Source organism: Kocuria subflava (assembly GCF_012163155.1).
Lineage (GTDB): Bacteria > Actinomycetota > Actinomycetes > Actinomycetales > Micrococcaceae > Kocuria > Kocuria subflava.
Window position 1 is genome coordinate 19255 of the sequence record NZ_JAAVUN010000016.1, and the last position, 22799, is coordinate 42053.

A 22799-nucleotide genomic window follows, 5' to 3' on the forward strand; every position below is an offset into this window, starting at 1 on the left:
GGAAGTCGGGATGAAGGCTCAGTCGCCGATCAGGTCCAGGACCTGTTCGTGGAGCAGGCCGTTGGTGGCGGCCGCGTTGCCGCCGAAGGGGCCGGGGGAGCCGTCCAGGGCCGTGAAGCGGCCGCCGGCTTCCTCCACAATGGGCACCAGGGCGGCCATGTCATGCAGGCTCAGTTCCGGCTCGGCGGCAATGTCCACTGAGCCTTCGGCCAGAAGGCAGTAGGACCAGAAGTCGCCGTAGGCGCGGGTGCGCCAGACCTGGTCCGTGAGTTCCAGGAACTCGTTGCGCCGCCCCAGTTCCTTCCATCCGGACAGGGAGGAATAGGACAGGGAAGCGTCCTCCAGACGGTCCACCTGAGAGACGGAGATTTGCTCCGCCTTGGCCAGGGACCGCCCGGTCCAGGCACCGGATCCGCTGGCAGCCCACCAACGGCGGGACAACGCAGGGGCAGAGACCAGACCCACCACGGGCTGGCCGTTGTCGATCAGCGCAATCAGCGTGGCCCACACGGGCACACCGCGGACAAAGTTCTTGGTGCCGTCGATCGGGTCAATCACCCATTGGCGGGCACCTGCGCCCGTGGTGCCGAACTCCTCACCCAGCACACTGTCCCTGTTGCGCGCCCGCCCCAACTGGGCGCGGATGATCTGCTCGGCCTCCCGGTCAGCATCCGTGACCGGAGTCAGGTCCGGCTTGGTCTCCACCTGCAGGTCCTGGGCCTTGAAACGGCGCATGGTCAGGGCGTCAACGGCATCCGCCAGCACGTGGGCCAGGCGCATGTCATCGGTGTAGGTGCTGGGAGATCGCATGGCCTTCAGACTAGTCGATTCGCTCAGGAGCCCAGGAGTTTTTCGGACAGCTCATCGTCACGGCCGGAGCCCAACAGGCGCCGCAGCGACTCCAACCGGGCGGCCCCAGCAGCTCCGGCCTTGCCCTGTTCAACCCATGCATCCAGCGCACAGCCGGGGGCATCTGCCCCATGCGTGCAACCCTTGGGGCACTGCGCAATCGCCTCGCCGAGATCATCAAAGGACTCCACAATCCGGTCCGGGTCCACATGGGCCAGACCGAAAGACCGCACGCCGGGGGTGTCGATGATCCACGTTCCCGGCCCGGTGTCCGGCACCCGCAGCGCCAGGGCAGAGGAGGAGGTGTGCCGTCCCCGGCCCGTCACCGCGTTCACCCCACCGGTGGCGCGGTCAGCTCCGGTCAAAGCGTTGACCAGGGTGGATTTCCCGACGCCGGAATGGCCCAGCATGGTGGAGACCTTGCCGTCCAGGTGTTCGCGCAGTGTCTCCACCATGCCCGGTTCCAAGGGCAGGGAATCATCTGTTTGCGCTGATTCAGGAGTCGGTGAATCCTGTGCCGTATGAACTCCACCTGCCGCTTGGACTTGCCCTGCCGAGGTCAGAACCGTCAGATCCAACTCCCGGTAGTGCTCGATCAACCACGTGGGATCAGACAGGTCAGTTTTGGTGATGCACAACAGGGGTTCAATGCCGGCGTCGTAGGCGGCAGCCAAGGAGCGGTCGATGAACCCGGTGCGTGGCGTGGGGTCTGCAGCAGCCACCACAATCACCAGTTGGTCGGCATTGGCCACCACCACCCGTTCCACGGGATCGGTGTCATCGGCGCTGCGGCGCAGCAACGTGGAACGTTCCTGCAGCATCACCAAACGAGCCAAGGTGTCCGGGGCACCAGAGGTGTCACCCACCAACCCCACCATGTCACCGGCAACAATCGGTGTACGGCGCAAGGACTTGGCCCGCACCGCTGTGACCAGACGTTCGTCCTGGGTGTCCTCAGCCACCACGGCGGTGTAGCGTCCGCGGTCCACGGTGACCACGCGGCCAGTGACGGCGTCGTCGTAATCCGGGCGTTGCCGGGTGCGCGGGCGGGAGCCCTTCTTGTTGGCGCGGACTCGGACGTCGGATTCATCCCAGTCGTAGTCCACGGAGGTGCGTCGACTCATGCAGTCTCACCGGTGGTGCGGGTGGATGAGCCGCTGACCAGGTCTTGCCACATGGTGGGGAACTGCGGCAGGGTCTTGGCGGTGGTTTCCACGTTCTCCACCTGGATGCCGTCCACCACCAGTCCGATCACGGCACCGGCAGTGGCCATGCGGTGATCGTCGTAGGAGAAGAACGTGGCGGCGTGCAGGGAGGCAGGCTCAATGACCAGCCCGTCCTCGGTTTCCGTGGCCCGGCCACCCAACCGGTTGATCTCCGTGGTCAGGGCGGCCAGCCGGTCAGTTTCATGTCCGCGCAGATGGGCAATTCCCCGCAAGCGGGACGGCGTGGTGGCCACAGTACAGATGGCAGCCACCGTGGGCGCCAGCTCACCGGCCAAGGACAAATCTAGGTCAACGCCGCGTACGTGGCGCGGTCCCGTCACGGTGAACACTCCGTCCACCAGCTCAACCTGGGCCCCGAACTGCGGCAGGATCTCCCGCCAGTGGGCACCACCCTGGGTGGTTTCCAGGGGCCAGTGGGGGACTGAGACCTGACCGCCCGTGACCACGGCCGCTGCCAAGAACGGGCCCGCATTGGACAGGTCCTGTTCCACACGAATGTCAAAAGCCGCAACGGGACCAGGGGAAACCACCCACCGGGCCGGCTGGGAGTCATCCACCACCACGCCCACGTGACGCAGCGTCTCCACGGTCATGTCCACGTGCGGCATGGACGGCACACCACCACCGTCAGGGGAGTGGTGGACCAGTGTCAGCCCGTTGCGGAACTGGGATCCCACCAACAGCATGGCGGAGACGAACTGGGAGGAGGCGGAGGCGTCAATGCGCAACTCGCCGCCCACCAGGGATTCACCGGCAGACGGGCCGTGAACAGTGAACGGAAGCGCTGCATCGCGGTTGTCACCGTTCAGTTCAACAGTGACCCCGAGAGCCTGCAGGGCCTCCACCACCGGGCCCATGGGGCGTTTGCGGGCGTGGGGGTCGCCGTCGAACTGCGTGCTGCCGGCAAGGAGTGCCGCCAGCGGCGGAACAAAGCGCATGACGGTTCCGGCCAGCCCACAATCCACGCTCCGATCTCCGGAGCCGGATCCGGCATCGAATGGCCGGGGTATGGGAGTGATCACCAGATCAGGGCCGAAGGGAGAATCGCCGTCCACCTCCTGAACGTGGGCACCAAGTTCCTGCAGAGCCTGGATCATGAGCCGACTGTCACGTGAATGCAGCGGCGCACGCAAGCGGCATGGGCCATCGGCCAAGGCCGCCAGGACCAGCCACCGGTTGGTCAGCGACTTGGAACCGGGCACGGTCAGGGAAGATACAACGGGGCTGGCACCGACGAACGGAGCCGACCACAGGGAATTCCCCGTGGTCGGCTCCGTTGCCTGAGTGCCCCCGGAATCCGGGTGGGTCACGAACACTCCAAAGGATCTGAGGAGACAACCTGGCGGCGGCTGCACCCCGTGCAAATCAGGAAGAAACGGACTTCTTGGTCTTCTTGGCCTTCTTGGCAGCAGCCTTCTGTGTCTTGTCCCAGCGCTTGGAGGCGTCCTTGCTGAGATCCTGTGCCTGCCTCTGGACGTCGCTGACAAAGTGCTCGGCACGCCACATCAGGGACGGGCTGCCATCGGTGTCCACGGCGGCCAGCATGGTGGCACCCACCAGGGAGACGTTCTTCAAACCGGAGTTACGGCGGGCTGCGCGCTCCTCCTTGGTGCCGTTGTCAGCTGCCCGGAAGTCCAGGTAGGCGTTGACGGCGGTGGTGGAGATCAGCACGGTGGAGGCCAGACGCGGTGCCTTGCCCAGTGCAAACAGGGCAGCAGCGCCAACCTGCGCAGCAGCGAGACCCTGTGCCACCACGGCGGAGTTCTGCAGAGCCGGTGCAGCCTGCGGAACCGCACGGCGCACGGTCTTCAGTGCGGGGTCCAGGTGCTCAGCGGCAGTGGATGAATTACGGAAGCTGTCGATGCCGTTGACGATGTAGCCGGTGGCCAGCAGCGGACGGGCAATGCGGCGAACGATGCTCATGTGGGTCCTCCTAGACGTTTGAGTGGGCCACTCGGGACCTATACGCACGTTCACGGTGCGGATGTGCCCCGGGTTACGGGCCTGTTCCATCCTAACCAGGTGAGGGCGGCTTGCGGTGCCTGCGCCCACAGTTGGTGCTCAGGGCACTGATTTTTGTGGCCGCATCCTGCCCAGTGCGGTCTCCGGTGAAGCTCTGTCTGCCCAGAAGTTGCCGCGGCACCGGAACAATCCCGGTACCTGGCCTGTTGCAGCCCCGTAGACAACCGCCCGGCACCCCGGGCCCTGGACCGCCCCGCTTTCAGGAGGTGACATGCAGGTTCTGGACCGTGTTCCGCCCTCGGAACTGCCCGTACCATCCGGGCCTGTGGCCCTAGAATTGACCACGATGAACGACGACGACGCCACACGCCAGCCCTCCACTCCGCAACCTTCTGGGCGCCCGACCGACCATCAGGAAACAGCGCTCGGTACACATGATCCGGCGGATCAGGACGACCACGTCCTGGACACAGAAATGGACGAGGATGCCGCGGAGGACTCCGGCGAGGAGTTCGTGGACGTGGCCAATGAGACCCCTGCGCAACGGGCGGTGCGCTTTGAGCGTGAAGCCATGGTCTACATCGATCAGCTCTACGCCGCAGCGCTGCGGATGGCACGCAACCCGGCTGACGCCGAGGACTTGGTGCAGGAGGCTTACACCAAGGCGTTCTCCTCCTATCACCAGTACCGGCCGGGGACCAACCTCAAAGCCTGGCTGTACCGCATCCTGACCAACACATACATCAACCTGTACCGCAAGCGTCAGCGTGAACCACAGCAGTCCAACACGGACACGGTGGAGGACTGGCAGCTGCACCGTGCGGAGCAGCATTCCTCCACCGGATTGCGCTCCGCCGAGGTGGAGGCACTGGACCACCTGCCGGACTCTGACGTCAAGCGGGCACTCCAGGACTTGCCGGAGGAGTTCCGGCTGGCCATCTACCTCTCCGACGTCGAAGGCTTTGCCTACAAGGAGATCGCGGAGATCATGGCCACCCCCATCGGCACGGTCATGTCCCGGCTGCACCGCGGCCGCAAACTGCTGCGCGAAAAACTTGCCGACTACGCCACCGACCGTGGGATCGACACCACGGGTACCGGACGCCGCAAAACATCCACCACACAGAGCGCCACCACGGACGCCAAGGCCGCTGCCACCGCAGCCGCCGCGGGGGAGACCCCCAATCGTTCGTCACGCGCCACACACTCAACACACCAGGAAGGGTGAGGATCCGGCATGACTGATCACGCCACTCGTACCGATTCCACGTCACCGACCACACCACAGAGCCAGACGCCGAATGCACAGCAGCCTCAGGACGCACCGCAGAGCACAGACGCGTCAGAGGCACCCTGTGGTTGCAGCGGGGAGCAGGTGGAGCGCATTTACGAATACCTGGATGGTGCCCTGACGGTGGAGGATCTCAAGAAGATCGCAGCGCATCTGGAAACCTGCGAGGACTGCACCCACGAAAGTGAACTGGAGCAGGTGATTCGCACCGTGGTCAAACGCTCCTGCAGTGAAACCGCTCCGGAGACCTTGCGCGCCAACATCATGGGCCGCATCCACGAGCAGTGTGGGGAGTCCGCCACCAAGCGCTGAGCCGCTGGCGCTGGCCGGATCCGGGAACACAAGAAGTCCGAAGACAAGAGAACGGGCCGCATTCCTTGAATCAAGGAATGCGGCCCGTACTTTCTAAGTTCCTCAACGAGTGAGCAACCACGCCGTGGCGTGAGAACTCATGCGTTGGGGCGCTTGCCGTGGTTCGCCTTGTTCTTACGGCGATCCTTACGCTTACGTCCGCGCTTGCTCATGCGAACCTCCTGTATGACTTCAGATCGTGGATGACGTTTCTTGACTCGGGTTCACCCCGGGTCAAGGCACTGCCTACCATTCTCGCACACTTGCTGCGTGAACCGTGCCGTGCCTGGTGGTGAGCGTGCTCGCTCGGGGGGCTACGGGCAGACCTGTCATCACTGCTGCTCGGGCAGAGCCATCATCACTGGGGCTCGGGCAGGTCCAGCCACGAGTACCAGCCACGGTGCAGCACCAACCAGGCAATCAGGCCATAGCCTGCCTGACCCGGCTGACCGTCGTTGGCGGAGAGATCTTTGCGCCACTGCTCGTGATGCTGCAGGGGGTTGAATGTGTCCACGTAGATGTGGTTACGCCGGGTGACCACGTCAGCGTAGGCCGCGGAGAGATCGGCGATCTTGCGGTTGCGGTCCGCATCCAACGTGGGGGGCGGGCCCACCACCAACACCTTGATGTTGTTCTGTGAAGCCGTGTCCACAATGTTGGCCATGTTCAACCGGGACCGCGCCGTGGTGATCCCCAGATCCACGTCTGCGGTGGAGGGGGCAATGACCACGCGGTTGTCCGCACCGTTGGCAAACCGCCGTGCGGCCTCGCCGAACCAACGTTCGTTGAGGGTTTCGCTGCCTTCACCGGGGGCTGCCAACACGTAGGAGGAGATGGGAACGACGTCGTGCGGGGTGCGGGCCAGTACGCGCCCGTACCAGCCGAGGGCGCGGGGGTCGCCCGTTCCGGCCAGCAGTTCGTCACCAACGGCAACAATTCTGATCCTGCGTTGATCCACAGCTTTCCTTCTTTGACATGTTCTGAACGGTGGTGCGGGTGCGGTGGTGGCACCCGCTGAGTAGCGCGTGGGCGGCCCCGCAGGACGGGGCTGGGGGAGCACGCGGCCAGTTGGTTCACCTCAACGGTACACGGCGCCGCGCACGGGTTTGTGCGCGGCGCCGTGGGGAGCTCATCGGCTCATCGGTTCTCGAACAGTTCCTCCAGGAGGGTTTCGTTCTCCAACGCGTGGCGCTTGGCCGATCCGTTGGCCGGCGAGGCGGAAGCCGGCCGGGAGATCAACCGGATGCGGCGGTCCACCTCGGGCGCCAGGTTGACCGCCATGAACGGCCAGGGGCCTTGGTTGGCGGGTTCATCCTGTGCCCAGTGCACGTTGGCCTCCGGGTAGCGGGCAAGCTCTGCCTTGATCTCCTCCAGGGGCAGCGGGTAGAGCTGCTCGACCCGGATGATGGCCGTGGTCTTGTCCTCACGCTTGGTGCGCTCGGCCACAAGGTCGTAGTACGGGCGACCCGAAACCAGAACGACGTCGGTCACGCCCTTGGGGTCCAATCCACCCTGGTCCTCGATCACCGGACGGAATGCACCGGAGGTGAACTCCTCGATCGGGGAGCTGGCTGCCTTCAGGCGCAACAACTGCTTGGGCGAAGCCACGATCAGCGGCTTGCGCGGACGGGAGTAGGCCTGACGGCGCAGCAGGTGGAAGTGATTGGCCGGTGTGGAGGGCTGAGCCACGATCATGTTCTTCTCTGCGCACAGCGTCAGGAAACGCTCAATGCGTGCGGAGGAGTGATCCGGGCCCTGGCCCTCAAAGCCGTGGGGCAACAACATGACCAAGGAGGAACGCTGGCCCCACTTCTGCTCGGCGGAGGAGACGAACTCGTCCACAATGGTCTGGGCGCCGTTGATGAAGTCACCGAACTGCGCCTCCCACACGGTCAACGCGTCCGGGCGCTCCACGGAGTAGCCGTACTCAAAGCCCAGTACACCGTATTCGGAGAGCAGGGAGTTGTAGATGGCCAACGGAGCCTGGTCATCCATCAGGTGGTTCAGCGGTGTCCACTCGTCCCCGTTGACGTAGTCAAAGAACACGGCGTGGCGCTGGGTGAACGTGCCGCGGCGGACGTCCTGGCCGGTCATGCGGACCGGGATGCCCTCCATCATCAGGGAGGCAAAGGCCATGATCTCGCCCATGCCCCAGTCCACGCCTCCGTCAACGGTCATCTTGGCGCGGCGTTCCAACAGCTTGGTGAGCTTGCGGTGGACCGTGAAGCCCTCCGGGACGTCCATGTGGGCTTCGCCGATGCGGCGAGCGTTCTCCGGGGAGATGCCCGTGGAACGCGGCACGGAAACACCGGAGTCGGTCTGCTGGGCAGAAGGACGTTCGATGTTGGAGATCGCAGCGGCGTCGCCGGTGACCAACGGAACGTCAGAGGTCTGGGCCTCGTGCGTTTCCGTGAACACCCGCTCCAGACGCTCCTGGTAGTCCTTCAGGGCGCGGTCCGCCTCTTCCTGGCTGATGTCACCACGGCCCACCAGGTTGGCGGTGTAGACCTTACGGGTGGAGCGCTTCTGCTCGATCGTGTGGTACATCAACGGCTGGGTCATCGACGGGTCATCCCCCTCGTTGTGACCACGACGCCGGTAGCACACCAGGTCGATCACCACGTCCTTGTTGAACCGCTGACGGTAGGCGAAGGCCAGCTGGCCCACGTGGGTCACGGCCTCCGGGTCATCGGCATTGACGTGGAAGATCGGGGCCTGGATGGTGCGGGCAACATCTGTTGCGTAGGTGGAGGTGCGTCCGGCCTCGGGTGCGGTGGTGAAACCGATCTGGTTGTTGACCACCACGTGCACGGTGCCACCGGTCTTGTAGGCCGGCAGCTGAGACATCTGCATGACCTCGAACACGATGCCCTGACCGGCCATGGCGGCATCGCCGTGGACCTGAATGGGCAGCACGGGGTAGGAGCCATCGCCTTCCGGTCCGGCGCCCAGCACATCGGTCTTGGCCCGGGCCACACCCTCGATGACCGGGTCAACGGCCTCCAGGTGGGACGGGTTGGCGCCCAGGTAGACCTGAGTCTGGTTGCCGGCATCCGAGGTGAAGGTGCCTTCCGTGCCCAGGTGGTACTTGACGTCGCCGGAGCCCTCGGTGCCACGGGCGTCCTGGCTGCCTTCGAACTCACGGAAGACCTGCGCGTAGGACTTCCCGGCAATGTTGGTCAGCACGTTGAGGCGACCACGGTGAGCCATGCCGATGACCACACCTGCCAGGCTGTCATCGGCGGCGTCCGAGATCACGGCATCCAGCAGCGGGATCAGGGATTCGCCACCCTCAAGGGAAAAGCGCTTCTGACCCACGTACTTGGTCTGCAGGAAGGTTTCAAAGGCCTCTGCCGCGTTGAGTCGGCTGAGGATGCGGAACTGTTCGTCCCGGGAGGGCTTGGTGTAGCCCTTCTCGAGTTCGTTCTGGAACCATTCGCGCTCGGCGGGGGTCTCCAGGTGCATGTATTCCACACCCACGGTGCGGCAGTAGGCATCACGCAGCAGCCCCAGGATGGTGCGCAGGGTCAGGCGGGGGGAGCCACCGAAGCCACCGGTGGGCCATTCGCGGTCCAGATCCCACAGGGACAGCCCGTAGGTGCGGATGTCCAGGTCCGGGTGGGTGCGCATGGTGTAACCCACCGGGTTCGTGTCAGCCATCATGTGGCCGCGCACGCGGTAGGCGTGGATCAACTGCTGGATCCGGGCAACCTTGTTGACCTCGGTCTCCGGGTTGACCTGGTTGTCCATGGCCCAACGAACGGGCTCGTAGGGGACCTTCAGGCCCTGGAAGATCTCATCCCAGAAGTCATCACCCAACAGGTAGGAGTCCACCAGCTTGAGGAACTCACCGGAACCGGCACCCTGGATCACGCGGTGATCGTAGGTGGAGGTCAGGGTGATGATCTTGGAGATGGCGTTCTGGGAGAGCGTGCGCGGTGAGGAACCGCGGTACTCGGCGGGGTAATCCAGCGCGCCCACACCAATGATGGCGGCCTGGCCTTTGGACAGGCGCGGCACGGAGTGAACGGTGCCGATACCGCCCGGGTTGGTCAGGGAGACCGTGGTGCCGGCGTAGTCCTCCATGGTCAGCTCACCCTTGCGGGCGCGGCGCACCATGTCCTCGTAGGCATCCCAGAACTGCCGGAAGTTCAGTTCCTCGGAACCCTTGATGTTGGGCACCACCAGGTTGCGGGAACCATCCTTGTTGGGCAGGTCAATGGCCAGACCAAAGTTCACGTGGACCGGGTGAATGACCACGGGCTTGCCGTCCTGGACGTCATAGGTGACGTTCATGGAGGGGAAGTTCTTCAGCGCCTTGACCACGGCGTAGCCGATCAAGTGTGTGAAGGAGACCTTGCCACCACGGTTACGGGCCAGGTGGGAGTTGATCACAATGCGGTTGTCGATCAGCAGCTTGGCGGGAACCGCACGCACGGTGGTGGCGGTGGGCACGGTCAGGGAGGCATCCATGTTGGCAGCCACTGCCTTGGCCGGACCACGCAGCTTCACGATCTGGTCCTGGGCTTCCTCAGCCTTGTCCTCACCCTTGGTGGAATCGGTCTCAGGTGCCTTGGGCTCTGCTGCCTTCTTCTGAGCCGCAGGCTTGGGCTGCGTCTTGGCCGCGGCCTGCTGGGCTTCCTTGGGCGGGCCCGGCTTGGCCGTGGAGGCCTCGTCCGTGCGGCGAGTGGTCTGGGACGGGGAGCCGGGTTCCGCAATGGAACGGTCGTCCTTGGAGGCCCCGCCGTCCGAGTGAGCAGCGTTGCGCGTGGAGGTGTCCGCCTTGGCGGAGTCCTTGCCGGAATCCGCTGCGGAGTCGGGGCTCTTGCCGCCCGCCGAATCACCGCCACCCTCTGAGGCATCGTCCATGGCCTCGAAAATGGGCCACCAGTCCTTGTCCACCGTGTTCTTGTCAGCTCGGTACCTCTTGTAGAGGTCCTCGACGAGCCATTCGTTGCCCGCGAATTCGTCGGGGATCAGGTCTCGTGGTGTGCTCGGCACGTGCCTACGCCTCATTCTCTCGTCTAGATCCGGCAACCGTCATTGGTTGCCCTCAAGCAGCTGCGCGGCCCACCGACTTCTCGGCCTGCGGTCTCACGGCGAGCCCCTTGACCTTCGGCTTCTCCCGCCCCATGAACTGGGACGGAGCAGTCAGGTGGGCTCGGCCGAGGTGGTCACGGCCTGGCTCCAAGGGTTCGCAGCAGATACCGGCTGCCGGCGGTCAGCGCATGGTCGCACTTCGCGTCAGTCTAGTGTTCCAGGCAACAGACGGCCAACAGGTGCGGCCCTCACACTTCATGATTGTCTGCCACCAGCGGGCTCCGTTGATCTCGACCGCCTACGGATTGACGACGAGGGCGTCAGGGCCAGGTGTCCGCGAGCAGATGCCGAGCATTTAGAGTGGGGCGTGTGCGTTTTCTGAACACCCCCGTGACTGATTTGACCTACAACGACGTCTTCCTGGTGCCATCCTCCTCCAGGATCACCAGCCGGTTCGACGTCGATCTGAGCACCAGCGACCCCACCGGTTCCACCACTCCGCTGGTGGCGGCCAACATGACGGCGGTCACGGGCAAGCGCATGGTGGAGGCCATGGCCCGGCGCGGTGGTTTGGGGGTGCTCCCGCAGGACATTCCGGCGGATGTGGCGGCGCGGGAAACCGCATGGGTCAAGAGCCGCTCGCCACAGTTCGAGTCGGTGCGCACCATGAAGCCCACGGAGACCGTTCATGACGCCCTGGCCAAGATGCGCCGTCACTCTCACGCCTCGGTGGTTGTCACAGGCGACGACGGTCGGTTCCTGGGGCTGGTGCTGGAAATCGACTGCCGTGAGGTGGACCGCTTCACACAGCTGCACGTGGTCATGCGCCCTGAGGTCCCGGTGTTCACTGTTGAGGAGCTCAACGGTCTGCAACTCCACGGCCAGGAATCAGATGGCCGAAACTCTCACGGTGCGAGCGCAGACGGCAATGACGCCGCCGGTGCCGCATCCGGGCCGGCGGCGCTGCGGGAATCCATGGCTCACGTCAGTGCTCGCATGGAACGGGCACGCGTGCACGTGGCTCCCGTGGTGGACGGTGAACGTGTGGTGGGTGTGATCAGCCGCCAGGGTGCTGTGCGCTCCACCATTTACGTACCCAACGTGGACGCCAACGGTGCGCTGAAGGTGGGGGCCGCCGTCGGAATCAACGGAGACGTGGCAGGCAAGACCCAGCAGCTGATTGATGCCGGGGTGGACGTCTTGGTGGTGGACACCGCGCACGGGCACCAGCGCAAAATGTTTGAGGCGCTCTCCACGGTCCGCAAGGTGGCACCCAACCATCCGATCGTGGTAGGCAACGTGGTCACGGCCGACGGTGTGCGGGACCTGGTGGATGCAGGGGCCGATGTGATCAAGGTGGGTGTAGGTCCCGGGGCCATGTGCACCACCCGCATGATGACCGCAGTGGGCCGCCCGCAGTTCTCCGCCGTGCTCGAATGCGCGGCAGCAGCTGCCGAACTCGGGGCGCACGTGTGGGCCGATGGCGGTGTGAAGTACCCCCGTGACGTCGCTCTGGCACTGGCGGCCGGGGCCAGCCAGGTGATGGTCGGATCCTGGTTCGCCGGCACCTGGGAAGGTCCGGGGGAACTGAACCAGGACGCCAATGGCCGTTACTACAAGGAGAGCTTTGGCATGGCCTCCACCCGTGCGGTGCTCAACCGCACGCAGGGGCAGGAAGCCTTTGAGCGGGCCCGCAAGGCGATCTTTGAAGAGGGGATCTCCAGCTCCAAGATGTACCTGGACCCCAGGCGGCCTGGTGTGGAGGACCTGATTGACCACATCACCGCAGGTGTTCGCAGCTCCATGACCTATGCCGGTGCCACCAACACCCGCCAGTTCGCGGACCGTGCCGTGGTGGGTGTGCAGAACACCTCAGGATATGAGGAAGGTCGCGCTCGCGGAGAGAGTTGGGCCTGATGATTTGCGCGGGAGCTCTGCTAAGCTCCCAACGCACATGAAAATCATTATCAAGAACAGTTGTGGTTCTTGATGCTTCTGCGGCGCTGGCCGCTTAGATCGGATTCTTGACGTGAACCCACGTTTTGCGCGCTTCCGCCCTGCTGCCGGGGCTGCCGGCTCCTGTGCTTCCGGGGTGGCCACCATGGCTGTGGCCGGTGTGGCTGCCCTGGTCCTGGCCGGATGCACCGGAGGGTCGAATGACTCCGGTGCTGATGACGGCCACCTCACCGTGGTCACCACCACCTCCGTGTACGCAGATGTTGTCCAGCAGGTGACCGGGGATTCCGGCGGTGCCGGGGACGTTTCCGTTGAGGCTTTGATTGATTCCGCGGCTCAGGACCCGCATTCCTATGAGGCCACACCCACGGACCGCCTGATGGTTCAGGACGCGGACCTGGTGGTGCTCAACGGCGGCGGCTATGACGTCTTCATGGAGGAACTGGCACAGGATGCCGGCGTGCCCGTGGTCAACGCCGTGGAGGTCTCCGGGCTGGAAGGTGCTGCGGATGCCGGCCACGATCACGGCTCGCAAGATTCAGCCACCCAGGATTCATCGGCTGAGGCCGGCGATCATGACGGCCACGATCACGGATCCTTCAACGAGCACATCTGGTACAACCCGGCCAGCATGGGAGCGGTGGGGCAGGCCGTGGCCCAGGAGCTGGGCTCTTTGGATGAAGCAAATGCCTCCACGTACTCGCAGAACGCCGCACAGTTCGCTCGTGAGACCCAGGACATTCAGGACCGGGCAGAGCAGTTGCACCTGCACGGGGACTACGTGGCCACGGAGCCCGTGGCTGACCACCTGCTGGAAGCTGCCGGGTTGCACAACGTGACCCCCACGGCATTCACCGTGGCGGTGGAAGACGGAACCGACGCCGCACCGCTGGTCTATGACCAGGTCAGATCCACGCTGGAAGATGATGCAGCGTTGTTGGTCTACAACGAGCAGACCTCGACCGGGCAGAGCCAGGACCTGCGAACGGTGGCCGAAGCTGCTGATCTACCCGTGTTGGCGGTCTCTGAAACGTTGCCGGAGGAGATGAACTACCTGCAGTGGATGGATCAGAACATCCAGGACCTGCAGGCGGTTGACGGTCTGGAACGCACCACGGAAAGCCACGATCATTGAGTGCTGTACCGGCTGCGTCCTTCCGCGATGCCGAGCTTGCTTTTGGCCACCGCACGTTGTGGTCCGGGCTGAACCTGGAGATTGAACCCGGGGAGTACGTGGCTGTGCTCGGCGGCAACGGCACCGGCAAGACCTCCTTGCTGCGAGTGCTGTTGGGTCTACAGCCTCTGAGCTCCGGAACGGTCCATGTGGCAGGCCAAGCCGTGCGCCGCGGTTCTGCTGAAATCGGGTACGTACCCCAGCAGCGGGCCTTTGATGACCGCACGCCATTGCGTGGCCGAGACCTGGTGGGACTGGGAATCGACGGTCACCGGTGGGGCCCACGCATCCTGGGGCGCAAAGCGCACAGGGAGCGGGTGAACACGCTGGTGGAACGGGTGGGTGCCCTGGAATACGCGGATGCACCCATCGGCCAGCTCTCCGGGGGCGAGCAGCAACGGCTGCGTGTGGCACAGGCACTGGCCATGGACCCCAGTCTGCTGCTCTTTGACGAGGCACTTCTGTCCCTGGACCTGCACCGCCAGTCACAACTGGCACAGTTGGTGGCCGAACAACGGGATCGCACGGGGGCCGCTGTGTTTTTTGTGACCCATGACGTCAACCCGATCATCGACGACGTCGACCGCGTGCTCTACCTGGCCAACGGCTCCTTCCGGGTGGGTACACCCGCCGAGGTGTTGCGCTCGGATGTGCTCTCCGAGCTCTACGGGGCGCGCGTGGAAGTCATGAACGTGGCAGGCCGGGTGCTGGTGGTGGGCGCGGAAATCGTGGACCACTGTCACCCACCCACAACTCCGGAGGAGGTGACCCGATGAGCTGGGAGATGGTCATCGACGAAGTCTTCGTGTTCGAGCGCTATGGAGATCTGCTGGTCCTGCTGCAGAACTCGATCTGGGCCGGTGCTCTGATCGGTCTGGTGGGTGGATTGATCGGCACGTTCGTGATGATGCGGGACATGGCCTTCTCCGTGCACGGCATTGCAGAGCTCTCCTTTGCAGGCGGTGCCATTGCCCTGCTGATCGGATCTGACCTGGTCACAGGTTCCCTCATGGGCTCCATCATTGCCGCCGTGATCATCGGAATCGTGGGCGCCCAGTCACGGGAGTCCAACTCCGTGGTGGGGGTGCTCATGCCCTTCGGCCTGGGTGTCGGCATCCTGGCCTTGGCGCTCTACCAGGGGCGCAGCTCCAACCGCTTTGCCCTGTTGACCGGTCAGATCGTCTCCGTCAATGACGTCCAGTTGGTGTCCATGGCTGTGCTTTCCGCGGTGGTGATGGCCGGGCTGTTGATCATCTGGCGGCCGCTGAGTTTTGCCAGCACGGACCCCTTTGTGGCACAGGCCCGGGGACTCCCGGTGCGCACCCTCTCCATTGTGTTCATGCTGCTGTTGGGTGTGGCGGTGGCGCTGTCCGTTCAGATCATCGGCGCTCTGCTGGTCCTGGCACTGCTGATTTCACCGGCCGCAGCGGCCATGAACTTCAGCGCATCACCGGTGAAGATTGTGGTGCTCTCCGTGGTGTTCGCAGAAACCGCCATGGTGGGCGGAATCCTGTTGGCCCTGGGCGGTGCACTTCCCATCAGCCCCTACGTGACCACCATTTCTTTTCTGATCTGGGTGGTGTCCTGGGTGGCCCGGCGTCGTCGTCGCTCGCGGGGAAGGGCAGTGGTCTCTGAGAGTGGGTCAGGCGATCACAGCACCACGGGCAGTGCCCCTGGACGCACGGTGACCGTGGCCGGCAACTGACCCAGCGGTTCGCCATCGGCAAAGACCACGTGGCTACCCCTGATCCGGACCCTGGTGACCGGCTGGATCTGCACGGCCTCCAACCGGACGTGAGCGCCGGTGTAGATGGAGGGGAACAGGCGCAGGAACCGCAAGCGGGTCAGCGGAGCCACCACAAACAGCTCCATGGCGGCATCTGTGGCATCGGCCCACGGGACAATGCCCAGCCCGCCACCGATGGAGGACGAGTTGGCCACGTTGACCATCAGCGCCTGCAGCTCACGCCGAGTCGAGAGCCGCGAACCGGGTTCTGTGATCTCCAGGTGGTAGGTCTGAGCGCGGTGCCGCAGCAGTTCCACACCCAATGCAACTACGTATTTGGCCGAGCCACGCGGCCACCGGTACCGGTTGGCACGCTGGTTCACGGCGGCGTCGATTCCAGCACACAGGGCGGTGGCGAACCAGGCGGTGGAACCGTCCTCAAAATCCACCTGACCCACGTCCATCACGGTGGGACCGGTGTCCAGGCACCGGAGAATCCGCCCGGCACTGCGTTCCGGATCATCCCGCGGGCTGGCCCAATGCCGGGCCAGGTCATTGCCCGAACCGCTGGCGATCAACCCGAAAGCTGTGTCCTGCGCCGGGTCTTGCCCCTGCGCCTGATATTGGCGGTGTTGGAGCAGCACGTTGAGCACAACGTGGGCGGTACCGTCCCCACCCACGGCCACCACGGCGACCGGGGGAGCTGCCACCGTGGAGGTCAGATGGCGGCGTAGGGATTCGCCCCAGCCTGCGGGGTCGGAGGGGTCATGATCCGGTGAGTCCGTGGAGAGCAGCACGGTGGTGTGCCCGTTGGCCTGGAACACAGCCGATGCAGCTGTTGCGGCCCGCTTGATCCGCCCGCCCGGTGCGCTGAGGTGGCCCACCAGGACCACGCTGCCGCGCGTGGTCATGCTGTGCTCTCCTGGCGGCATCGTGGGCACAACCCCACGATTTCAATGGTGTGGTCCAGATCCGAGTAGCCGTACGCGCTGGCGGTCTGTTCCGCCCAGGCCTCCACCGTGGGGGCCTCCAACTCGACTGTGGCGCCGCAGCGGCGGCAGACCAGATGGTGGTGATGGTGCTCGGCTTCGCATTGACGGTAGATGGCCTCGCCGTCGTCGTTGCGCAGGGTGTCCACCTCACCGATCTCAGCCATGGACTGAAGGACCCGGTAGGTGGTGGCCAGGGAAACCTTTTGGCCGTCATCTTGGAGGCGAGCGTGCAGTTCCTGGGTGGTCACAAAGTCGGACTGCGAGCGCAGGGCTGCTCGCACGGCACGCCGCTGTTTGGTGTTGCGGACCTCAGCCCTGGGCCCCGGGTCGGGGGCCGGATCTGCGGGGGATCCTGCGGAACTCACGGACGTCACTCCTGAAACTGTGGCGGGCTTGAGCACACCCGGTGAGGTGCCGGGCTGAGACCTCCCAGCCTGCTGGGGCTTGCCAGGGTGCTGAGATCTCCCCAGAGTGCTGGAACTTCCCCGAATTGCTGGGACGTCCCCAGAGTATCGGCAATCAGCGGCCCGGCGGGTGCAGTCTCGGTAGGGTGGGCAGTGTTGCAGGTCGGCCGGGGCGCTTCCGTTCCCGGTGCCCGGCCTGAGGTTTGCAACCGGCAGGAGGAGCACGTGCAGCTGACCAAGTTCACCCACTCATGTGTACGGGTTGAATCTCAGGACGTCGTGATTGTGATTGACCCCGGAAACTTCTCTGAGGTGGAGACCGCCATGCAGGGTGCGGATCATGTCCTGATCACCCACACCCACCCCGATCACCTGGACCCGGAGCGGGTTCCGCAGCAGCTGCGTTCCCAGCCGGACACCCAGGTGTGGGCCCCTGCCAGTGTGGCCCGGGACCTGCGTGAAACCCTGGGGGAGGCCGCCCAGGACTCGAAAGGTCAGCAGCGAATTCACGACGTCGAACCCGACTCCCAGCTGGACCTGGACGGTGTCCCGGTGCAGACCTTTGGCGGTCAGCACGCCCTGATTCATCCCTTGATCCGTACCGTGGAGAACGTGGGATACCTGCTGGAGGGCAAACTGTTCCACCCCGGTGACTCCTTTGTGGTGCCCCACGGGATTTCACCCACCACGGTTCTGGTTCCGCTGCATGCACCCTGGTCCAAGATGTCCGAGGTGATCGACTTCTTGATCGCCGTGGGAGCACCCACCGCGTACCAGATTCACGATGCCCTGCTGTCCCAGAACGGATTCGGGATTGTGGAGAAGCAGGTGAAGAACTTTGCCGGGAAGTACGGCACGGACTACATCCACCTGGAGCCCGGCACCACCGTCCAGGTGTGAGTTCACAGCCGCCCAGAATTGCGGGCCCACACCGCCCACAAGAGTGGCGCTGAGATCGCGGCGCAGATTCGAGAAGGAGCACCCATGGACACGATTTTCACCAAGATCATTGACGGCCAGATCCCGGCCCGGTTCCTGTGGAAGGACGAACACTGCGTGGTGTTCCTCTCCATTGCACCCCTGTCCCAGGGCCACGCGTTGGTGGTTCCGCGGGTGGAAGTGGACCACTGGCTGGATGTGGACCCGGATCTGGCAGCCCATCTGATGAAGGTCTCCCAGATCATCGGACAGGCGCAGAACACCGTGTGGCAGCCCAAGCGCGTGGGGCAGATGATTCAGGGCTTTGAGGTCCCGCACTGCCACATCCACGTGTGGCCCACCAATTCCATCGATGAGTTCGATTTCGACAAGGTGGACCAGAACCCGGATCCGGATCTCATGGACCGTTCAGCGGCCAACATCCGTGAACAGTTGGTGGCAGCAGGTCACGGGGAGTTCGTGCCGGAGAGCTGAAATCGCTCTCTTGCCGTGGCACGGGATTGCCGCAGTAGGGGGTGGAGGAATGGGCGGCGCCAACACGATCTGGCGCCGCCCCTTCTCATCCCCGGGCCTCTCGCAGGGCCTTGCGGATGCGTTTGGCTGACACGGTGTGGGAAGTTCCCAGCTCCTGGGCGAAGAAGGAGACCCGCAACTCCTGGATCTCCCACTCGATCCGATTCAGAGCCGCAGGGACGGGCAGGCCCACGGGAACCGCATTGACCGCCGCATCCAGCTCATCCTCCAGCGCTTGAATCTCCAGCATGTGGGTGGTGTCGCGCTGGATGGCGGCCGTGCCCACCAGCTTGTCCACCCTGACCTGCATGGCCTTGACGTAGCGGGGGAGGTGCTGCAAGTTCTCCCACCCGGTGCGGGTGACAAAGTTGGGGCTGACCAGTCTGTCCAGCTGATCCCGAACATCGGCAAAGGCATTGACCGCTGCCATGGAGCCAGGCTTCTTGACCAGTTTGCGCACCGTGTTGGCATCTGTGAGCACCTGGGCCACCAGGGAGGTCACCCCAAAAACGGTGTCGATCAGGTCCGCCCTGACGGAGTCAAAGACCTGGTTGTAGTCCTGGCGGGTCCACGGTGGCTCCGTGGGCACCAACTTGTCCACGGCGGCCAACGTACAGTCCTGGATCAAGGAGTCCACAGAACCGTGTGGGTTCTGCGTGAACACGATCTTTTCCCGGTTCTCCAGGTGATCGGAGATGTAGCGATGCGTTGACGGCAGCCGAGTCTGCAACAGTGCGATGGTTCCTCGCCGTTGGGCCGCGCGCTGGTCCTCGGCATTGGAGAACACGCGAACGCTGGCCGTGGAGGCGGCCGTTGAAAGACCACCCGCAGCTTTTCCGGTCCTGGAGGCAACCGATCCGGCGTCGAGTGCAGGCCAACCCGTGATCCGCTGGCCGGCCACCACCGTCTCCACCTTGCGTGGCAGATCGGCCTCCGGCCAATCAGTCAGTCCGTCACGTTCCAGCACAGAAGTGGTGCCGGATCCCCCCGCACCGGTGCCCTGACCAGGCGCCGCTCTGGACTGCGGGCCAGGTTTGCCGCTGGTGGCATGGGCACGGGTGGCATTGGCGTCTGTGTTGCCTGCGGCACCCTTCCGGTCGCCCTGGCGTGATGAAGCACCGGGGACGGATGCGGCACTCACAGCCGAACCAGTGGCGCCCAGAGCATCTGCTGTGGTCCCCAAGGACTCGGCCAGCGCTTGGCGTACGTGATCACGCAGCTGGACCTGCAGGACCTCAAGATCCTCACCTTCGGCCAGGACTCGGTTGCGGGAATCGCGGACCTGGAAGTGCATCCGCAGATGCTCGGGCACCTTGGTCCAGTCCCAGGAGCCCGGTTCGATGATCACGGAACGCAATTGCCGCAGCGCACGTTCCACGGCTGTCTCCAGGCTGTCCCGGGAGGGATCGGCCTGTTGGTCAAGAATGGCCACCGCTTGGCGGGCAACATCCGGTGCCGGCACCACGTTCTTGCGTACGGCCTTGGGCAGGGATTTGATCAGTGCCGTGACCAGTTCCGTGCGCAGGCCGGGGATCTGCCACTGGAAGGGCTCGGGGGAGAGCTGGTGCAGGAACAGCACGGGTACTCGCACCGTCACCCCGTCCGCGGGATGGGCACGGCCAGAAACACCACGCGTGCCACCCCCACGGGCACCGGCACCCTGATGACCACCGGGTTGGCTGCCCGGGGCAAAGGTGTACTCCAGATCCAACGTCAGCTCGCCGCCGTCGGTGCTCTGGACCCACTGGCGGGGGAAGGCGTCGTCGTCCCAGTCCTGGGTGTCCGAGTCCAGGAGATGCTCCGGGTCAAAGTCCAACAGGTGTTCGTCACGTTGCCGGGCCTTCTTCCACCAGGAGTCGAAGTGACGTTGGGAGACCACCTCAGCAGGGATCCTGGCGTCAAAGAACTCGAACAGGGCTTGGTCATCGGCGCGCAGGTCCTTGCGCCGCAACCGGTTCTCCAGTTCCTCGACCTGCGCGATCTTGGCGCGGTTGCGGGCCACAAACCGGTGGCGGGTCTGCCAGTCACCCTCCACCAGGGCATGCCGGATGAACAACTCGCGGGCACCGGCAGGATCCACCCGCCAGTAACCCACCGGACGGTCCACCACCAAGGGCACACCGTAAAGCGTCACCCGCTCCTTGGCCATCACGGCACCCCGGGAGCGGGACCAATGGGGTTCGGCGTACGTGCGCTTGAGGAGGTCTCCGGCCACTTCCTCCACCCAGGTGGGGTCCACGGCCGCATTGGTGCGCGCCCACAGGCGGGAGGTTTCCACCAGTTCTGCCGAGACCACAAAGTCAGGGCGATTCTTGAACAGATCGGATCCGGGGAAGATGGCAAACCGGGTTCCGCGGGCGCCCTGGTAGTCGCGGGTTTTCTCCTGGTGCACGCCAATGTTGCTCAGCAACCCCGTCAAAAGGGCCTTGTGAACGTCATCCGAGGCCGAGGCCGGATCAATCTCCCGGGACCTGCCCACAGTGATGTCCACTGACTGACCCATCTGGCGCAACTGCGCGTAGAGGTCCTGCCATTCCCGGATCCGTAGGTAATTCAGGTATTCCCGCCTGCACATCCTGCGAAATGCCGAGCCAGAGAGCTGGCTCTGCTGCTGCTGGAGGTACTGCCACAGCAGCAGGTAGCCCAGGAAATCGGAGGTCTTGTCCTTGAACCGTGCGTGGAACTCGTCAGCCACCTGCCGCTTTTCCAACGGGCGCTCGCGGGGGTCCTGCACGGTCAGGGCGGCAGCCAGCACCATGACCTCCCGTGCACAGCCCCGTCGTTGGCCCTCCACGATCATCCGCCCCAGGCGCGGATCCACGGGCAGCGCTGCAAGAGAGCGTCCCGTGGGTGTCAACGGTGACGACGACGCCCGTCCCCGACCCCGTTTCTTGCCGTTGCGGTGGCGCTGGGCTCCGGTGCGCGTGTCCGGCCCGGTCTTCAGGGCACCAAGTTCGCGCAGCAGTGCCACACCGTCCTTGACGGCACGGGTTTCCGGTGGTTCCACAAAGGGGAACTGGCTGATCTCCTCAGGGCTGTGGACCACCCCTGCTGCGGTCATCTGCAGGATCACTGAGGCCAGGTTGGTGCGTAGAATCTCCGGATCCGTGAACTCGGGCCGGGCCTGGAAATCCTCTGCGGAGTAGAGGCGGATGCAGATTCCGTCCGAAACACGCCCGCACCGGCCAGAACGTTGGTTGGCGGAGGCCTGGGAGATGCGTTCAATCGGCAGCCGCTGCACCTTGGTGCGGGTTGAATAACGTGAGATGCGCGCCGTCCCGGTGTCGATCACGTACTTGATGCCCGGCACGGTCAGGGAGGTTTCCGCCACGTTCGTGGCCAGCACGATCCTGCGCTGCCCACCGCGGGACGGGGCGAACACCCGGTGCTGTTCGGCCATGCTGAGCCGCCCGAACAGAGGGCGGATCTGGGTGCCTGCCAGCCCGGGGCGCGTGGTGATCAGCGCCTCCAACGCCTCCTGGGCATCGCGGATCTCCCGCTCGCCGGCAAAAAACACCAGGATGTCCCCGGGGGACTCCCGGGAGAGCTCGTCCACCGCGTCCAGAACACCGTCAATGGGGTCCCGGTCCTCCTCCTGGGTGTTCTCCTTGGGGCTCGGGTGGGCAGCGGGGGAGTCGTCGTCGTAGTCCTGGTCATCGGCAAAGGTGACCGCTTCGGTGCTCAGCGGCCGGTAGCGGATCTCCACCGGGTAGGTGCGCCCGGAGACCTCGATGATCGGCGCAGGCTCCGGGGTGGCTTCTGGATCCGCACCTTCTGGCAGCGCCTGGTGGAAGTGTGCTGCGAAGCGTTCGGGGTCAATGGTGGCGGAAGTGATGATGACCTTGAGGTCCGGGCGCTGCGGCAGGATGTTTCTGAGGTAGCCCAGCAGGAAGTCGATGTTGAGGGAGCGTTCGTGAGCCTCGTCCACAATGATCGTGGAGTACTTCTTGAGCAGGCGGTCATGCTGGATCTCAGCCAGCAGGATGCCGTCAGTCATCAATTTGATCCGGGAATCGGCGCCCACCTCTGAGGTGAAACGGACCTGGTAGCCCACCGTCTGGCCGATCTTCTCTCCCAACTCCTCCGCAATGCGCTCGGCCACGGAACGGGCAGCGATGCGCCGCGGTTGGGTGTGCCCGATCAAACCGTGCTCCGCCAGGCCCATCTCCAGGCACATCTTGGGGATCTGCGTGGTTTTGCCTGAGCCCGTTTCCCCGGCGATCACCACCACCTGATGATCCTGAATGGCAGCCTGAATGTCCTCCCGGCGGGCAGAGACCGGCAACTGGGAGGGATAAGTGATGGTGGGGGTGGTGTCGGCGGTGTTCTGGGCACTGGTCATGACCGGCCCAGTCTACGAAACCGCCGCATGGCCA

Annotated in this window: 18 protein-coding genes; 8 read left to right on the top strand and 10 right to left on the bottom strand. The window is 64.6% G+C overall.

Going from position 1 to position 22799, the window contains the following annotated elements:
• Positions 1 to 18 precede the first annotated feature (18 nt).
• The 4 genes from hisN to GTW58_RS09015 are packed head-to-tail and all read right to left on the bottom strand — an operon-like array spanning position 19 to position 3998.
• The gene (gene hisN / locus GTW58_RS09000; protein WP_119933079.1) at positions 19 to 810 is read right to left on the bottom strand and encodes a histidinol-phosphatase; all 792 of its coding nucleotides are present in this window, start codon (positions 808 to 810) and stop codon (positions 19 to 21) included.
• A gap of 23 nt (positions 811 to 833) precedes the next feature.
• Positions 834 to 1973, bottom strand: a complete 1140-nt coding sequence (rsgA, locus tag GTW58_RS09005; RefSeq protein WP_119933078.1) for a ribosome small subunit-dependent GTPase A — start codon at positions 1971 to 1973, stop codon at positions 834 to 836.
• Positions 1970 to 3385, bottom strand: a complete 1416-nt coding sequence (gene aroA / locus GTW58_RS09010; protein ID WP_119933099.1) for a 3-phosphoshikimate 1-carboxyvinyltransferase — start codon at positions 3383 to 3385, stop codon at positions 1970 to 1972. The genes rsgA and aroA overlap by 4 nt, the downstream gene beginning before the upstream one ends.
• 55 nt (positions 3386 to 3440) lie before the next feature.
• A complete protein-coding gene (locus GTW58_RS09015) occupies positions 3441 to 3998 on the bottom strand; it encodes a DoxX family membrane protein (RefSeq protein WP_119933077.1) in 558 nt (185 codons plus the stop codon).
• A 514-nt stretch (positions 3999 to 4512) separates the two neighbouring features.
• Here GTW58_RS09015 and GTW58_RS09020 point away from each other — a divergent pair.
• On the top strand, positions 4513 to 5265 hold the full coding sequence (locus tag GTW58_RS09020) for a sigma-70 family RNA polymerase sigma factor (RefSeq protein ID WP_119933098.1): 753 nt from the start codon (positions 4513 to 4515) through the stop codon (positions 5263 to 5265).
• A 9-nt stretch (positions 5266 to 5274) separates the two neighbouring features.
• Positions 5275 to 5640, top strand: a complete 366-nt coding sequence (rsrA, locus tag GTW58_RS14995; RefSeq protein ID WP_119933076.1) for a mycothiol system anti-sigma-R factor — start codon at positions 5275 to 5277, stop codon at positions 5638 to 5640.
• Between the two features lie 137 nt (positions 5641 to 5777).
• Here the strand turns inward: rsrA and GTW58_RS15120 are convergent, their stop codons facing one another.
• The 3 genes from GTW58_RS15120 to GTW58_RS09035 form a co-directional block, all read right to left on the bottom strand.
• On the bottom strand, positions 5778 to 5852 hold the full coding sequence (locus GTW58_RS15120) for a 50S ribosomal protein bL37 (protein WP_012359748.1): 75 nt from the start codon (positions 5850 to 5852) through the stop codon (positions 5778 to 5780).
• A gap of 185 nt (positions 5853 to 6037) precedes the next feature.
• A complete protein-coding gene (locus GTW58_RS09030; protein WP_119933075.1) occupies positions 6038 to 6637 on the bottom strand; it encodes a DUF459 domain-containing protein in 600 nt (199 codons plus the stop codon).
• Between the two features lie 179 nt (positions 6638 to 6816).
• Positions 6817 to 10680, bottom strand: coding sequence for a multifunctional oxoglutarate decarboxylase/oxoglutarate dehydrogenase thiamine pyrophosphate-binding subunit/dihydrolipoyllysine-residue succinyltransferase subunit (locus tag GTW58_RS09035; RefSeq protein ID WP_342453303.1), 3864 nt, complete (start codon positions 10678 to 10680; stop codon positions 6817 to 6819).
• Positions 10681 to 11088: 408 nt separating this feature from the next.
• On the opposite strand from GTW58_RS09035, the gene guaB1 reads away from it, so the two are divergent.
• The 4 genes from guaB1 to GTW58_RS09055 all read left to right on the top strand — a co-directional run bounded on the left by guaB1 (position 11089) and on the right by GTW58_RS09055 (position 15554).
• Positions 11089 to 12636, top strand: a complete 1548-nt coding sequence (gene guaB1 / locus GTW58_RS09040) for a GMP reductase (RefSeq protein ID WP_119933097.1) — start codon at positions 11089 to 11091, stop codon at positions 12634 to 12636.
• A 112-nt stretch (positions 12637 to 12748) separates the two neighbouring features.
• Positions 12749 to 13810: a metal ABC transporter substrate-binding protein gene (locus GTW58_RS09045; RefSeq protein WP_232818047.1), complete on the top strand. Its 1062-nt coding sequence runs from the start codon at positions 12749 to 12751 to the stop codon at positions 13808 to 13810.
• A complete protein-coding gene (locus GTW58_RS09050) occupies positions 13807 to 14625 on the top strand; it encodes a metal ABC transporter ATP-binding protein (RefSeq protein WP_119933073.1) in 819 nt (272 codons plus the stop codon). Before GTW58_RS09045 ends, GTW58_RS09050 begins: the two co-directional genes overlap by 4 nt.
• Positions 14622 to 15554 carry a metal ABC transporter permease gene (locus GTW58_RS09055; protein ID WP_119933072.1) on the top strand — a complete coding sequence of 311 codons (933 nt, stop codon included), beginning with the start codon at positions 14622 to 14624 and terminating at the stop codon, positions 15552 to 15554. The genes GTW58_RS09050 and GTW58_RS09055 overlap by 4 nt, the downstream gene beginning before the upstream one ends.
• Here GTW58_RS09055 and GTW58_RS09060 read toward each other — a convergent pair.
• Both GTW58_RS09060 and GTW58_RS14640 read right to left on the bottom strand, forming a co-directional pair.
• Positions 15500 to 16486 (bottom strand): diacylglycerol/lipid kinase family protein, encoded by a 987-nt coding sequence (locus tag GTW58_RS09060; RefSeq protein WP_157980497.1) that lies wholly within the window; start codon positions 16484 to 16486, stop codon positions 15500 to 15502. The two genes, GTW58_RS09055 and GTW58_RS09060, sit on opposite strands and share 55 nt — an antisense overlap.
• Positions 16483 to 16932 carry a Fur family transcriptional regulator gene (locus GTW58_RS14640; protein WP_119933070.1) on the bottom strand — a complete coding sequence of 150 codons (450 nt, stop codon included), beginning with the start codon at positions 16930 to 16932 and terminating at the stop codon, positions 16483 to 16485. The genes GTW58_RS09060 and GTW58_RS14640 overlap by 4 nt, the downstream gene beginning before the upstream one ends.
• Before the next feature lie 264 nt (positions 16933 to 17196).
• Between GTW58_RS14640 and GTW58_RS09070 the strand changes: the two genes are divergently transcribed.
• Together GTW58_RS09070 and GTW58_RS09075 are read left to right on the top strand one after the other, a co-directional pair.
• Positions 17197 to 17871 (top strand): MBL fold metallo-hydrolase, encoded by a 675-nt coding sequence (locus tag GTW58_RS09070; protein ID WP_119933069.1) that lies wholly within the window; start codon positions 17197 to 17199, stop codon positions 17869 to 17871.
• Between the two features lie 84 nt (positions 17872 to 17955).
• Positions 17956 to 18384 carry an HIT family protein gene (locus GTW58_RS09075; protein WP_119933068.1) on the top strand — a complete coding sequence of 143 codons (429 nt, stop codon included), beginning with the start codon at positions 17956 to 17958 and terminating at the stop codon, positions 18382 to 18384.
• A gap of 85 nt (positions 18385 to 18469) precedes the next feature.
• Here GTW58_RS09075 and hrpA read toward each other — a convergent pair whose 3' ends face one another.
• Positions 18470 to 22765 (bottom strand): ATP-dependent RNA helicase HrpA, encoded by a 4296-nt coding sequence (gene hrpA / locus GTW58_RS09080; RefSeq protein WP_119933067.1) that lies wholly within the window; start codon positions 22763 to 22765, stop codon positions 18470 to 18472.
• Positions 22766 to 22799 lie beyond the last annotated feature (34 nt).

Coding starts and splice junctions, on each gene's coding strand:
- hisN (WP_119933079.1), bottom strand. CDS start 810: ATGCGATCTCCCAGCACCTACACCGATGACATGCGCCTGGCCCACGTG.
- rsgA (WP_119933078.1), bottom strand. CDS start 1,973: ATGAGTCGACGCACCTCCGTGGACTACGACTGGGATGAATCCGACGTC.
- GTW58_RS09015 (WP_119933077.1), bottom strand. CDS start 3,998: ATGAGCATCGTTCGCCGCATTGCCCGTCCGCTGCTGGCCACCGGCTAC.
- GTW58_RS09020 (WP_119933098.1), top strand. CDS start 4,513: ATGGACGAGGATGCCGCGGAGGACTCCGGCGAGGAGTTCGTGGACGTG.
- rsrA (WP_119933076.1), top strand. CDS start 5,275: ATGACTGATCACGCCACTCGTACCGATTCCACGTCACCGACCACACCA.
- GTW58_RS09055 (WP_119933072.1), top strand. CDS start 14,622: ATGAGCTGGGAGATGGTCATCGACGAAGTCTTCGTGTTCGAGCGCTAT.
- GTW58_RS09060 (WP_157980497.1), bottom strand. CDS start 16,486: ATGACCACGCGCGGCAGCGTGGTCCTGGTGGGCCACCTCAGCGCACCG.
- GTW58_RS09075 (WP_119933068.1), top strand. CDS start 17,956: ATGGACACGATTTTCACCAAGATCATTGACGGCCAGATCCCGGCCCGG.
- hrpA (WP_119933067.1), bottom strand. CDS start 22,765: ATGACCAGTGCCCAGAACACCGCCGACACCACCCCCACCATCACTTAT.